The sequence below is a fragment of the Pseudorhodobacter sp. MZDSW-24AT genome (assembly GCF_002794355.1).
In the GTDB taxonomy this organism is placed as follows: Bacteria; Pseudomonadota; Alphaproteobacteria; order Rhodobacterales; family Rhodobacteraceae; genus Pseudotabrizicola.
In genome coordinates this window covers 381,983-396,221 of the sequence record NZ_PGOI01000009.1, presented here as the reverse complement: position 1 = coordinate 396,221, position 14,239 = coordinate 381,983, and the positions used below count along the sequence as shown (strand labels likewise).

Here is a 14,239-nt window from a genome sequence, read left to right as displayed (position 1 = left end):
ATGTTGACGTGCGGTTTGTTCCGTTCAAACTTTGCCTTTGCCATTCGCCAGCGCCTTTGGATTCGGGGGGCCAGCACCAAAAGGCGCGGGCTCCATGCTACACGGGCGGCGAAGTAAGCTGTAAATGCGGGGAAATCAAGCCTGACTTGCCGCTTCCCGCAGGTCAGCGCGCCGGAACCGCCTCGGCGGAAGCCATCGGGGCGCTCACCACTGTCGGGGCGTCCGCTGCACTGGGCCGGTCAATCGGTGGCAAACCAAACCATTCCGGGTTTTCAAGGAACCACTCCTCCACACGTTTCACCGCGTTGAAGGACAGCGCATCCATTTGCTGCTGCTTGGTGCGGGTGATCCCGGTGCCGATGACGGTTTCGCCCGAAAGGCTTTCAAAGACCGTGATCTGCTTGCCTTCGGCGTTCAGCTTCTGACCTGCGGCATCGTCCCAGACATTGGCCGTGATCACCAGAATGGATTTTGGCGCGGCCACGACGGGGATGCCGGGCGGCGCGAGCGCATAGCCATCAACCGATATGCCAATGTTGTACAGCTTGGTGCCTTGGTAGCGACCAAAACGGTCCGCCACCGCCTTTTTCATCGCGGCTTGCCATTCCTCGCCTGAGGCCTCGCGCGAGATCGGCACCTTTTGCGTCTTGTCGGTCACCACGATGTTCAGGCCAAGCGCGAAATCCCCCAGCGGCACCGGGGCATCCGCCAGATCGTTTCTGGCACAGCCGAGCAACAGGGTCAGGCACAGGCCAAGGCCGAACAGACGCGGGCCAAGCGGGCGGGTGCAGGTCATGGGCAGCTTCCTTGCAAGGGTCTCTTTTGGGGATAGCCCGTGGCGCAAGGTCGCGCAAGCGGGCGCAGATGGGTGACAGCAGCGCAAATCCGCCTATCTCAACCCCAAAGCCGGAGCCAGCATGACCGACCAGCCCCCTCTACCTCGCACAGACTTTGCGGACGAGCCCGTCAAAGTGCCCTTGGCGACCCGTCCCTTGGGGGTCTTTGGCTCGCTGTCGGCGGGGCGGCGCAATATTCTGGAACTGATCCCCCAGATCGCAACCCAAGCGCCCATCCTGTCCGGGCGCACCGGGAAGCGTTGGCACATGGTGATGGACCCCGAAGCCTTGCGCCACATCTTGCGGGACAATGTGTCCAATTACCCCAAATCCGTGGTGACCAAGCTGATCTTGGAGCCGGCCATCGGAGACAGCCTTTTCGTCGCCGAAGGGCAGGAGTGGCTGTGGCAGCGGCGCACTGCCGCGCCGGTGTTCAGCCATCGCAACGTCGCCGCCCTTGCTCCGGTGATGACGGCGGCGGCCGAACGCGCTGCCGCGCGCATCGCCCAAGGCCAAGGCCGTGCGGTGAACTGTTATGACGAAATGGTGATCGCGACCTTCGAGGTGATTTCCGACGTGACCTTCTCGGATGGCGCCGGGTTTGACCGCGCCGCGGTTCACCGGGCCATCGAGGATTACATGGCCCAAACCGCCCGGGTGTCGCTGCTCGACATCCTCGGGGCTCCGGGATGGGTGCCCCGTCCGGGACGCCTGATGTCGGGCGCGGCGATGCGGCAGATGAAGCGGGTCGCTGACGCGTCGATCCAGCGTCGCCGCATCGAAGGCAACCCGGGCATCCCCGATCTTCTGGATCTGCTGCTGGCTGGCGAAGACCCCAAAACGGGCCGCAAGATGACCACGGCAGAGTTGCGCGACAACCTGCTCACCTTCATCGTCGCCGGTCATGAAACCACCGCGCTCACCCTGTCTTGGGCGCTTTATCTGTGCGCCTTCGCGCCTGCCATCCAAGCAGCCGCGCGGGCCGAGGCGCAGGCCGCCTTGGGGGGCAGGGCCGCCACGGCGGCTGATGTCGCGGCCCTGCCCCTGATCCGCCGCATCGTGGACGAAACCCTGCGCCTTTACCCGCCGGCGGCTTTCCTTTCGCGCACGGCGCAAGCCACCGATCGGCTGTGCGGGCGGTCGGTGGAGCCCGGAGATACGGTAATCTTGCCCATCTATGCGCTCCACCGCCACCACGCGCTGTGGAACAGACCCGACCGCTTTGATCCCGATCGGTTCAGCGCAGAGAGGCCGGTGGACCGTTATGCCTACCTGCCCTTTGGCGATGGTCCCCGCGTCTGCATTGGCGCGAATTTCGCGCTGCAAGAGGCGGTGATCATCCTCGCCACCCTGCTCGCCCGCTTCCGCTTTGATCTTGTGCCGGGCAAAAGCCCCAAACCTGTCATGATCCTCACGCTTCGCCCCGAAGGCGGGGTCTGGCTGCAGGTCACGCCCGCCTGATCCCGCTTTGCACCTTTCGCAAATACTCCGGGGGTCCGGGGGCAGCGCCCCCGGGGTGCGTCACCTTCCGTGCCGCCTCAGGTCAAAGCCTGGGCATTGGCATGCAGATGCGCCACCAGACCGGGGTCCAGCTTAAGACGGGCCGCCAGCATCGCCAGATAGCCTTTTTCTGCGGCCCCTTCGCTGTCCACTGTCAGCAAGGAGGCAGCGTAGATCTCGGCGGCTTCCTCCTCGCTGCGGGCAAGCGCCGCAATGCGTCCGGCATCCAGCGGTGCGTCCAGTTCGGCGGCGATCAGGGCCGCTGCCTCGGCCTCCAACCCCAAAGCGGCGAGTTGCGCATCGATCCGCGCGCGCTCTTCGGGGGTGACATGCCCGTCAGCCTTGGCCGCCGCCACCATGGCTTGCAGCAGGCGCGCCGACAGGTCATTGGCCTGTGCGGCGTCGGATGGCAAAAAGCGCGTGCCTTCGGGTTGCGGCAAAGCCACCGGGCCCGGCTGCGCGGTGATCGCCTTGCCCGCTTGCCAATCCTGATAGGCCTTATAGGCAAGCCCGCCGATCAAGGCAGCGCCCCCCACCTTGACGCCTGTCCCCAGCATCTTGCGCCCGCCCTTGGTCATCAGGATGCTCATCAACCCGCCTGCCATGGCCCCTTTGCCCAAGGTGGATTGGCCGCTCCACAAATCCTTCGCCATTTTTCCAAGGTCGCCTGCGCCCTGTGCGCCGGGCTTGCCGCCGGTGGCCTGCGTGACCTGACCGATCACGGAATCAAGCAAAGACTTCGCGTTGAACATATCGACACTCCTGTGGAACTGATCTCAGATCAGATGGGGCGCGCAGGCCGGTTTCGCAACGGCTGCGCTCGCGGCTTTTGGAGCGCCGCGCGCCTGCACGCCCCCGCCCGCCTAAGCCGCGCCCCAACCTCCCCCGCCGGGCGTGCGCATCTCGAAGACGGCGTCGGCGGGCAAGGTGCGCTCGTCATTGCCTTGCAAGATTTCGGTGCGGCCATCGGGCCAGATCACCCGGTTTTCACCCACCGCTCCTGTCGCACCACCCGCCGCGCCAAAGGGTGCGACCCGGCGGCTTCCGCAGAGCGTGGTCACCGTCACCGCTTCCAGAAAACGCATCCGCCGCAGCGCGCCATCGCCGCCCGGCCATTGGCCAGCACCCCCCGATCCGCGCCGGATGGCAAAGCGCTCCAGCCGCACCGGGAAACGCTTTTCCAGAATTTCCGGGTCGGTCATCCGGGTGTTGGTCATTTGGCTTTGCACCGCATCGCACCCCGCGAAACCGGGGCCTGCCCCGGTTCCGCCCGCGATGGTTTCATAATTCTGGAACTGTGCATTGCCCCAGACAAAATTGTTCATCGTGCCTTGCGAACACGCCATCACGCCCAAGGCACCGTACAATGCGTTGCAGGCGGCCTGTGATACCTCGGTATTGCCCGCAATCACCGCCGCGGGCGCCTGTGGGTTCAGCAGGCTGCCTTCGGGCAAAAGAATGGTCAGCGGCCGCAGGCAGCCTTCGTTCAGCGGAATGGGTTTCCCCACCAGCGTGCGAAAGACGTAAAGCACCACCGCGCGCGCAACAGCCGCCGGGGCGTTGTAATTGCCCGCATGTTGCGCCGAGGTGCCGGTAAAATCCACCACGGCCCTGCGCGCGGCCCGGTCGACCCGCACCGCCACGCGGATCGTGCTCCCGATGTCCATGGGATAAGTGAAATCACCATCCTCCAACCGGTCGATCACCGCACGCACGCAAGCCTCGGCATTGTCCTGCACATGCGCCATATAGGCCGAGACCACATCGGCCCCATAGGTGGCCACAACGCGCAAAAGCTCGCGCCGTCCGGTTTCATTGGCCGCGATCTGCGCCTTGAGATCCGCCATGTTCTGGGCAATCGACCGCGCCGGATAGCGCCCCTGCGCCAAAAGCTCCCGTGTCGCCTCTTCGCGCAGACGTCCTTGCTCTACCAGCAAGAACAGGTCAATCAGCACGCCCTCCTCTTCGATGTGACGGCTGTCAGGCGGAGAAGAGCCCGGCGTGCGCCCGCCGATATCGGCATGGTGCCCTCGCGACCCCAGCCAGAACACCGGCACGCCCTCCAGAAAGACCGGCGTGATCACAGTGACATCCGGCAAATGGGTACCGCCATTATAGGGGCTGTTCAGCATCCAAGCATCGCCCGGGCGCGCGCGGCCTCGGGTGGCCTGAATGACCACCTTTACCGCATGCGACATGCTGCCCAGATGCACCGGAACATGCGGGGCATTGGCCACCAGATCGCCCTGCGCGTCGAAGATCGCGCAGGAAAAATCCAGTCGTTCCTTAATGTTGACCGACCATGCCGTATTGGCAAGCGCAGCCCCCATCTGATCGGCCACCGACATGAACAGGTTGTTGAACACCTCCAGCAGCACCGGATCCGCGTCGGTGCCAACCGCATGGTCGCGCACCAAGGGCAGCTTGCGCTCAAGGATCAGGTTGGCGGCCGCATCCACGCGCGCCTGCCAGCCGGGCTCGACCACCACCGTGCCGGTAGCCTCGCGCAGAATGGCGGGCCCGGTGATCTGCGTGCCTTCGGCCAAAATGTCACGGTCATAAAGCGGCACCTCGGTCCAGTCGTCCAGCCAGACTTGCACCGGGGTGGGCGCAATGGCCTGCGGCTTTGGCGCCTGCGCAGGTGGCAGGCGCGCGCCATCGCCGATCGCCTCGACCGCCAGCATGTCGAACAGCACCGCACGCTCGGGCGAGGCAAAGCCAAACCGCGCGTGATGTGCCGCCTCGAACGCCACGCGCATCGCTTCGGCATCGTCGAACGCCACTTCCAGCGGCTGGTGCGAGCCGTCATAGCGCAGATGCGCGCGCGCCAAGAGACGCGGCGTTGTGGCCCCCTGCGCCGCCACCTCGTCGCGCACAACGGCGGTGATCTCATTCAGCCGCGCGCGCGCGGCATCAATGTCCGCCAATGGCGCCTCGAACTGCACCTCGTGCAGCGCGCGGATTTCGGCCAACCCCATGCCATAAGCGGACAGCACCCCGGCAAAGGGATGCAGGAAAATCCGCGTCATCCCAAGCGCGTCGGCAACTCCGCATGCATGCTGCCCCCCTGCCCCGCCAAAGCACTGCAAGGTGTAGCCCGTCACATCATGCCCCCGCTGCACCGAGATTTTCTTGATCGCATGGGCCATATTGTCGATGGCAATGCGCAAAAAACCGGTGGCAAGCTCTTGCGGGCTCATCTTGGCGCGGCCGGTGGCTGCCGCGATCTCGTCGGCAATCGCGGTGCACCGGGCCAGTGCAGCCTGCGCATCCAAAGGCGCCGTGCCTTCGGGGCCGAAGACCGCCGGAAAGTGATCGGGCGACAGACGGCCCAGCACCACGTTGCAATCGGTGATCGTCAGCGGCCCGCCGCGGCCATAGGAGGCGGGTCCGGGGTTTGCGCCTGCGCTTTCGGGGCCCACTTGCAGGCGACCATCTTGGAAGCTGCACACCGATCCACCGCCTGCTGCCACCGTGTGAATATCCATCATCGGCGCGCGCATCCGCACGCCCGCGACTTCGGTTTCAAAGCTTCGCTCATAGTGGCCGGCATAGTGGCTGACATCCGTCGAGGTGCCGCCCATGTCAAAACCGATCAGCCGGTCAAATCCGGCGGCTTGCGCGGTCTGGACCATGCCGACGATGCCGCCCGCCGGACCGGACAGGATCGCATCCTTGCCCATGAAGCGGTGCGCTTCGGTCAGCCCGCCCGAGGATTGCATGAACAGCAGCCGCCCCGTGGCGCGGCCCATGTCCAGCGCGCCCTCCACCTGCGCCACATAGCGGCGGAGGATCGGCGAGAGATAGGCGTCGACCACCGTGGTATCGCCCCGCGCCACCAGCTTGGCCAGACGGCTGACCTGATGCGACAGGCTGATCTGGGTAAAGCCTTCCTCGGCCGCGATCTGGCCCACGCGCACCTCATGGGCGGGGTTGAGGTAGGCGTGCATCAGGGCAACCGCGACCGCGCGCAGACCTTGAGCATGGGCCGCGCGCAGGGCGGCGCGGGTGGCGGGCTCGTCCAGAGGGGTGATCTCGGCCCCTGCGGCGTCGAGGCGACCGGGCACCTCGGCCACCGCTTCGTGCAGCAGGTCGGGGCGCTGGATATGAAGGGCGAAAAGATCAGGGCGGGCCTGCGTGCCGATCCTGAGCAGGTCAGCGAAGCCTTGGGTGATCAGGAGCAGCACCCGCTCGCCCTTGCGTTCGAGCAGGGCATTGGTGGCCACGGTGGTGCCCATCTTGACGGCGGCGATCTGGCCGTCGGGGATGGGGTCTTCGGGGGCGAGGCCGAGGCAGTCGCGGATGCCCTGCACGGCGGCATCGGGGTAGCGCTCGGGGTTTTCGGAGAGGAGCTTGCGGGTCAGCAGGCGGCCGTCGGGGGTTTGGGCCACCACATCGGTGAAGGTGCCGCCCCGGTCGATCCAGAATTCCCACGCCGCCATGAACGCCCCCTTTTCTGCCCTCTTTTGGGTGGGGCATGGGGCGGGCGCTGTCAACCGTGAAGGGCAGATGAGGGCGCGATGCCCCCTGTGTTACACAAAGAGAAACCTATATTTTTCAGATGGTTGACCTTCCCCAATTAGGAAATCGTTAACTTTTTACGCGCGTGAAACGGGCTTGATCCATGGGACCGCCCATGGTTGCAGCGACCCGCCACCCTGCGCAAGGCGCAGACAGGGCGGAGGCCACGTCTGAGCCCGACATTTTCCAGAGGCAGATCCTGTCTATTGGCGGTTGCAAATGCGCAACATAACTCGCTTGTGACCACGAATATGCCGCCCTTGGGTCGACTCTCAGTGTCTCTGGAGCGATTAACCATTTGTTAATAATTTTCTGTATTGGAAAGGTCCTCATGATGATCAAGAGATTCGCAGCCCTCGCAACCAGCGTTGCATTGACCGCCACCGCCGCTTCGGCGGGCGGCCCCGTGACCCCCGTGATGGAAGCAGAACCAGTGGCCGTGGCCGTGGCGCTGCCCGCAGCGGCTCCGTCGTGGACCGGCGGCTACCTGGGTGGCAACCTGAGCTTTGGCGATGGCGAAGTGACCGCAGAAGGCTTTGATGGCGCATTGGCTGAGCCCGATGGCGCGAGCGCGGCCATCCGTGGCGGTTATGACTGGCAGTTCGGCCAGTTCGTTCTGGGTCTTGGTGCCGAATACAACGTCGGCAAATACAAGTCCGGGCTGAACGGCGACCTTGGAGGTCTCGACATCGGCGTCGAGATGAAGAACACCGCGACCGTGTTTGGTCGGGTGGGTTATGCCGTCAACGATCAGTTCCTTGCCTATGGTTTGTTGGGTCACACCCGCACGAAAGGAAATGTCTTCGCCACCGACGGCGAATCCTTCTTCACCGAAGGCCGCACCCTGAAAGGCACCACCTTTGGCTTGGGCGGGGAATATCGCTTTACGCCGCGCGTTTCGGGCTATGCGGAATACAACCACACCGATTTCGGCTCGGTTCCGGACACCGATGGCGAGCTGAAAGCCAAACTGGGCCAGATCAAGCTGGGCGCAAACTTCCGTTTCTAAGGAAACCCTACGGCTTCAAGATCAGCAGAGGCGCATAACCTGCGCCTCTGTTTTTTTTTTGCGCGCGGCACAGCGCTTGACGGCATGAAAGGCCCGCAGGTCGGGCCATAGGCGGGACGGAAAGCCGCCGCAGCCGGGTGCTTTTTCGGCAAAACGGGCGCCTTCCGCGACGACAGTCGGAACCCGTTTGCCCGCCGCGCGTTGGCAAATGCGAAATTACACCGGAGAAAAACATGGCAGAGACACGGGTGAGCGGGTCGGCACGGGACCAGAGCGACACAGGGGGGGCCACCCCCGAACGACGCGGCCCGGAAACTTTACCCTCTCTTCCGATTGCTCTGCTGCCCATTGTCTTGACCTTGGGCCTGCTGGCTTTGCAGTTGTTCTATTACGGCGATTTCACCCCGCATATTCCGCTGATCTGCGGTTTGGCCATCACTGGGCTTTTGGGTGTTTTGCGCGGCATGGACTGGATGGACATCCGCGAAGGCGTCTTTCACGTTATCCATGTGTCGATGCCTTCGCTGGCGGTGCTGATCGTGGTGGGCATGATCATCGGCGTCTGGATCGCCTCGGGCACGGTGCCGACGCTGATTTATTACGGGCTGACGCTGCTGAACCCGTCGATCTTTCTGGCCGCGGCGATGATCCTGTGTGCTGTGGTGTCGCTGTCCTTGGGCACCAGCTGGGGCACGGTGGGCACCATCGGCCTTGCGTTGATGGGAATTGGCGCCGGTTTCGGCATTCCGGCCTATTGGACGGCGGGGGCCGTGGTGTCGGGGGCGTTCTTTGGCGACAAGATCTCGCCTTTGTCGGACACCACGAACCTTGCGCCTGCGGTGACCGGCGTTACCGTGTTTGACCATATTCAGAACATGCTGCCCACAACCATTCCTGCCATGCTGATCGCGCTGACGGTCTATCTGGTGGCAGGCTATGCGCTGATCGAACCGGCCGATGTGGCGCTGGGGGCGATTGAGCAGATCACCACCAATCTGGACCAGCAATTCCATATCGGGTTGATCCCGCTGCTGCCTGCGCTTTTGGTGATGGGGCTGGCGCTGATGCGCAAGCCGCCGCTGCCTTCGCTGTTTGCCGGAGTGCTGGCCGGGGGCTTGGTGGCGATTTTCCTGCAAGGCGCGGGTCTGCATGATGTGTTCACCTTTGCCCAGTCGGGGTTCAGCATTGAAACCGGTGTTGCCGATATTGACAGCCTGCTGAACTCGGGTGGCATCCAGTCGATGATGTGGACGATCTCGCTGATGCTGATCGCGCTTGGCTTTGGCGGCGCGCTGGAGCGCACAGGGTGCCTTGAGGCCATTATCATGGCGATCATTTCGCGCGTGAAAAGCTTTGCCGCCGTGCAAAGCGCGTCGATCGGCACGGCCTTTGCCACCAATATGGTGGCGGGAGACCCCTATATCTCGATCGCGCTGCCGGGGCGGATGTTTGCGCCGCTCTATCGCGGGATGGGCTATTCCACCTTGAACCTGAGCCGGGCGGTGGAAGAAGGCGGCACCCTGATGAGCCCGCTGATCCCATGGAACGCAGGCGGGGCCTTTGTGATCTCGGCCCTTGGGTTGGGGATCATGTCGGGCAATCTGGAAAACCTGCTGTATATCCCGCTGGCGATTGCCTGCTGGACGGCGCCCTTGATCGGGATTTTCTATGCGGTGACAGGGCTGTTTTCACCGCGCGCCAGCGAGGAAGAGCGCAGGCTGTGGGAAAAGACCGATGAGGATGTGCTGGATCTGAAGGATCACGATCTGGCGGATGCGCAAAACGCCTGAGCACAGGCCAAGGGCAAAGGGCGGGTTTATCCCGCCCTTTCCAATATCTGGCACAGGTCGGCGTGACCAAGGACGACCGGGTTGCCCTTGGTGGACGAGGCGGTTTCTGCCGCCGTCGCGAGGGCGGCATGATCTGGCGCGGTGACGCCAAGGGCCGAGAGTCTGGGCAGGCCCGCGCCATGCGCCCAAAGGGCAAGCGCCTCGGGGGCGGCGTCGGCGGTGGAGCCCAGCACATCGGCCAAGAGCGCGCAGACTTGGTCAAGGCGCGCGCGGGCGGCCCCGGTGCTGCGGGCGCGGTTCATCGCGAGAACCGGGCCAAGCAGCGCGCCGCAGATTGCCCCATGCGCGGCCCCCGTGGTGCCGCCGATGACGCCCGCAAAGCCATGCACGACCCCCAGCCCCGCATTGGCCAAAGCCAAGCCCCCTGACAGCGAGGTATAGGCAAGCGTGTCGCGCGCGGCGGCGTCTTCGCTTTTGTGCAGGCGCATTAGCGCGCGCAGGCCCGGTGCGATGGCGGGGAGGGAAATGGCATCGGTGTAGGGCGTGGCCTTGCAGGACACATAGGGTTCGATCACCTGTGTGACCGCATCCAGGCCGGAGGCAAGGGTGACTGGCCAAGGGCAGCCATCGGTGAGCGCGGGGTCGATGATGGCGACGCGGGCGATCATGCGATCATCGCGCAGGCTGACCTTGCGGCCACGGTCTGGCAGGCCGATGACGGCGTTCTTGGTCACCTCGGCCCCCGTTCCTGCGGTGGTGGGCAAGGCGATGAAGGGCAAGGGATCGGCGCACAGCGGCAGGGCGCGGCCCACGAGTTCCAGATGGTCCATCGCCCCACCCGGCGCGGGGATCAGGGCGGCCAGCGCCTTGCCCAGATCCAGCGCCGCGCCGCCACCAATGGCCAGCACCCAATCGGGGCGATGGGCGCGGCCCTCTGCGATGGCGGCCTCGAGCATGGCAAGCGTCGGTTCGGCGGCGCAGGAGAGCGGGCGCGTCTCGGGGCCAAGCGCGTCGATCAGGCTGGCCGCGCGGGCGGGGTTGGCCCCATGGACCAGCAGACCGCGCGGGCCAAAGCGGCGCGCCACCTCGGCCGCCTGCGCCGCCTGCCCCCGGCCAAAGACGACGCGGCCGGGCTGGAGGATCGAGAAGGTCATACCGCCATCGTGGCCTGAATGGCGCGGCCCCAGCGGGCGTATTTGGCCTGCCGTTCGTCTGCGTCCATCGCCGGTTCAAAGCGGCGGTCCAGCGCCCAGCTTTTGGCAAATTCCTCGGGCGCGGGGCAGACCCCGGCCTGAAGCCCGGCAAGGTAGGCTGCGCCAAGGGCGGTGGTTTCCGTGACCTTGGGCCGGTCCACCGGCGCTCCGAGGATGTCGGAGAGGAATTGCATGGCCCAGTCGCTCGCGCTCATGCCGCCATCGACGCGCAGCACGCCATCGGCGGCAGCACCCCAATCGGCGCGCATCGCCTCGAGCAGGTCGCGGGTCTGGTAGCCGACGGATTCGAGCGCGGCGCGGGCGAGTTCGGCGGGGCCGGAGTTGCGGGTGAGGCCATAGACGGCGCCACGGCAATCGGGCCGCCAATAGGGCGCGCCCAGCCCGGTGAAGGCAGGCACGAGGATTACGCCCTGCGCCGCCTCCGCCGCTTCGGCGAGCCCTTGGGTTTCCGAGGCGTGGCGGATGATCTTGAGCCCGTCGCGCAGCCATTGCACCACGGCGCCCGCGATGAAGATCGAGCCTTCGAGCGCATAGGTGGGCTTGCCATCCAGCTGATAGGCGATGGTCGTCAGAAGCCGGTTGGTGGAGGGCACGCGGTCCGAGCCGGTGTTCAGAAGCGCAAAACAGCCGGTGCCATAGGTCGATTTCATCATGCCCGGGGCGAAACAGGCCTGACCCACGGTCGCGGCCTGCTGATCCCCGGCCACCCCGCAGATCGGGATTTCACGGCCGAAGAGATCGGCCCGGGTGGTGCCGAAGTCGGCGGCGCAATCCTTGACCTCGGGCAAAAGCGCCATGGGCACATCCATCAGCGCGCAGATCTCGGCGTCCCAGGTGCCGGTGGCGATGTTGTAGAGCATGGTGCGGGCGGCATTGGTGGCGTCGGTCGCATGCACCCGCCCGCCGGTGAGGTTCCAGATCAGCCAGGTGTCCACCGTGCCAAAGGCCAGTTCGCCGGCTTCGGCCCGCGCCCGCGCCCCCTCGACATGGTCGAGCAGCCATTTCACCTTGGTCGCCGAGAAATAGGGGTCGAGCAGCAGGCCGGTGCGTTCGGTGATCATCGGCTCGTGCCCCGCGTCTTTCAGCGCGGTGCAGAGGCCTGCGGTGCGGCGGTCTTGCCAGACGATCGCCGGGTGGATCGGCTGCCCGCTGGCGCGGTCCCAGATCAGCGTGGTTTCGCGCTGGTTGGTGATGCCAATGGCGGCGATCCGCTCTGCCCGAACCCCCGCCCGCTCCATCGCGGCCCGGGCGGTGGCGGCCACGGTGGACCACAGGTCGGACGGGTCATGCTCCACCCAGCCCGGTTGCGGGTAGTGCTGGGGAAATTCCTCTTGGGCCGAGGCGACCACGCGCAGATCGGCATCAAACAGGATGGCGCGGCTCGAGGTGGTGCCCTGATCGATGGCGAGGATATGGGTCATGTCATCTGCTTTCGTGGTCTGTTCATCTGTTCTTAAATATCCCCGCCGGAGGCATCCGACACATGCGGCAGGAGCCTCCGGCGGGGATATTTAAGAACAGGTGAAATGGGCAAGGCGTTACCCTGCCCATTTCAGCGTCAGCTCAGTTCCAGGACTTGATCAGCTCGTCATAGCTGATCGTCTCGCCCTGCGGCTTTTCGTTTTCCAGCTTGGCCACCGGCGCGCCGGGCGCATCGAGCCAGACCTGGGCGTCCTGCGGCTCGTTCAGTTTCGGGCCGATGTCGCCTTGCACGCCTGCACGTTCCAGACGTTCCATCACGCGTTCTTGCTCTTCGCAAAGCGCATCAAGGGCCTCTTGCGGGGTCTTTGCGCCCGACATGGCGTCACCGATGTTCTGCCACCAGAGCTGTGCCAGTTTCGGATAATCCGGCACGTTGGTGCCCGTGGGCGACCATTGCACGCGGGCGGGCGAGCGGTAGAATTCCACCAGACCGCCCAGTTTTGGCGCGCGTTCGGTGAAGCTTTCGTGCTGGATCGTCGACTCGCGGATGAAGGTCAGGCCGACATGGCTTTTCTTCACGTCCACGGTCTTGGAGGTGACGAACTGGGCATAGAGCCAGGCCGCCTGCGCACGGTCCACAGGGGTGGATTTCATCAAGGTCCAGGAGCCTGCGTCCTGATAGCCGACCTTGGTGCCTTCTTGCCAATAGGCGCCATGCGGGCTGGGGGCCATGCGCCATTTCGGCGTGCCGTCCTCGTTCATCACCGGCAGGCCTTCTTTGACCATGTCGGCGGTGAAGGCGGTATACCAGAACATCTGCTGTGCGATGTTGCCTTGGGCCGGGACCGGCCCCGCTTCGCCGAAGGTCATGCCTTGGGCTTCGGGCGGGGTGTATTTTTGCAGCCACTCGATGGCTTTGGTCACGGCATAGACCGCCGCCGCGTCATTGGTGGCCCCGCCCCGCGCGACGCAAGAGCCGACGGGCTGCGAGTTTTCATTCACGCGGATGCCCCATTCATCGACCGGCAGGCCGTTGGGTTCGCCCACGTCGCCCATCCCGGCCATCGACATCCATGCGTCGGTGTAGCGCCAGCCCAAGGACGGGTCTTTCTTGCCATAGTCCATGTTGCCGAACACGCCCGAGGACGGGCCGCCAGCATAGGACATATCGCGGCCAGTGAAGAATTCGGCGATGTCTTCATAGGCAGACCAGTTCAGCGGGACGCCCAGTTCATAGCCGTATTTCGCTTGGAAATCGGCCTTGGTTTTCTCGTCGTTGAACCAGTCGTAGCGGAACCAGTAGAGGTTGGCGAATTGCTGGGTGGGCAACTGATACAGCTTGCCATCCGGCGCGGTGGTGAATTTGGTGCCGATGAAGTCGGCGATGTCGAGGTTCGGGTTGGTGACCGCCGCGCCTTCGCCCGCCATCCAGTCATCCAGGATGCGAACCTGTTGATAGCGCCAATGGGTGCCGATCAGGTCGGAATCGTTGATATAGGCGTCATAGATGTTCTCGCCCGACTGCATCTGCGTTTGCAGTTTTTCCACCACATCGCCTTCGCCGATCAGGTCATGGGTGATCTTGATGCCGGTGATCGCGGTGAAGGCCGGGGCCAGCACCTTGGATTCATATTCATGGGTGGTGATGGTTTCCGACACCACCTTGATGTCCATGCCGGCATAGGGTTTAGCGGCATCGATGAACCATTGCATCTCTGCCTCTTGCGCGGCGCGGTCCAGCGAGGACAGCGTGCCGATCTCGGCATCGAGGAACGCGCGGGCGGCGTCCATGTCAGCCCAGGCGGGGGCGGCGCCTGTCGCCATCAGCGCGAGCGCCATGGCGGTGGTCGTGTGGCGAAGTCTCATTATGTTTCCTCCCAGAATGTGAGACGTCGGATCGTATCGGTCTTGCCGGGGTTGGGCGCGCGGGCGCCGTCCCTCGGTCGC

9 protein-coding genes are annotated in these 14,239 nt (G+C 64.7%); 3 read left to right on the top strand and 6 right to left on the bottom strand.

Annotated elements, in window-relative coordinates:
- Nucleotides 1–163: 163 nt before the first annotated feature.
- Entirely contained in the window at nucleotides 164–796 is a 633-nt protein-coding gene (locus tag CUR21_RS15060; RefSeq protein WP_232622819.1) for a hypothetical protein, read from the bottom strand.
- A 121-nt stretch (nucleotides 797–917) separates the two neighbouring features.
- On the opposite strand from CUR21_RS15060, the gene CUR21_RS15055 reads away from it, so the two are divergent.
- Nucleotides 918–2,297 (top strand): cytochrome P450, encoded by a 1,380-nt coding sequence (locus CUR21_RS15055; protein ID WP_100197869.1) that lies wholly within the window; start codon nucleotides 918–920, stop codon nucleotides 2,295–2,297.
- Between the two features lie 77 nt (nucleotides 2,298–2,374).
- On the opposite strand, the gene CUR21_RS15050 is transcribed toward CUR21_RS15055, so the two are convergent.
- Nucleotides 2,375–3,088 (bottom strand): tellurite resistance TerB family protein, encoded by a 714-nt coding sequence (locus CUR21_RS15050; protein WP_100197868.1) that lies wholly within the window; start codon nucleotides 3,086–3,088, stop codon nucleotides 2,375–2,377.
- Between the two features lie 111 nt (nucleotides 3,089–3,199).
- The gene (locus CUR21_RS15045; RefSeq protein WP_100197867.1) at nucleotides 3,200–6,778 is read right to left on the bottom strand and encodes a hydantoinase B/oxoprolinase family protein; all 3,579 of its coding nucleotides are present in this window, start codon (nucleotides 6,776–6,778) and stop codon (nucleotides 3,200–3,202) included.
- A 413-nt stretch (nucleotides 6,779–7,191) separates the two neighbouring features.
- On the opposite strand from CUR21_RS15045, the gene CUR21_RS15040 reads away from it, so the two are divergent.
- Nucleotides 7,192–7,866 (top strand): outer membrane protein, encoded by a 675-nt coding sequence (locus CUR21_RS15040; protein ID WP_198431719.1) that lies wholly within the window; start codon nucleotides 7,192–7,194, stop codon nucleotides 7,864–7,866.
- A 233-nt stretch (nucleotides 7,867–8,099) separates the two neighbouring features.
- On the top strand, nucleotides 8,100–9,656 hold the full coding sequence (gene nhaC / locus CUR21_RS15035) for a Na+/H+ antiporter NhaC (RefSeq protein ID WP_100197865.1): 1,557 nt from the start codon (nucleotides 8,100–8,102) through the stop codon (nucleotides 9,654–9,656).
- A 26-nt stretch (nucleotides 9,657–9,682) separates the two neighbouring features.
- On the opposite strand, the gene CUR21_RS15030 is transcribed toward nhaC, so the two are convergent.
- From CUR21_RS15030 to CUR21_RS15020, 3 genes are all read right to left on the bottom strand, one after another.
- Nucleotides 9,683–10,810 (bottom strand): iron-containing alcohol dehydrogenase, encoded by a 1,128-nt coding sequence (locus CUR21_RS15030; RefSeq protein ID WP_100197864.1) that lies wholly within the window; start codon nucleotides 10,808–10,810, stop codon nucleotides 9,683–9,685.
- Nucleotides 10,807–12,291, bottom strand: a complete 1,485-nt coding sequence (gene glpK / locus CUR21_RS15025; RefSeq protein WP_100197863.1) for a glycerol kinase GlpK — start codon at nucleotides 12,289–12,291, stop codon at nucleotides 10,807–10,809. The genes CUR21_RS15030 and glpK overlap by 4 nt, the downstream gene beginning before the upstream one ends.
- Nucleotides 12,292–12,433: 142 nt before the next feature.
- Complete coding sequence (locus tag CUR21_RS15020; protein ID WP_100197862.1) at nucleotides 12,434–14,158, bottom strand: ABC transporter substrate-binding protein; 1,725 nt, start codon at nucleotides 14,156–14,158, stop codon at nucleotides 12,434–12,436.
- Nucleotides 14,159–14,239: the final 81 nt, after the last annotated feature.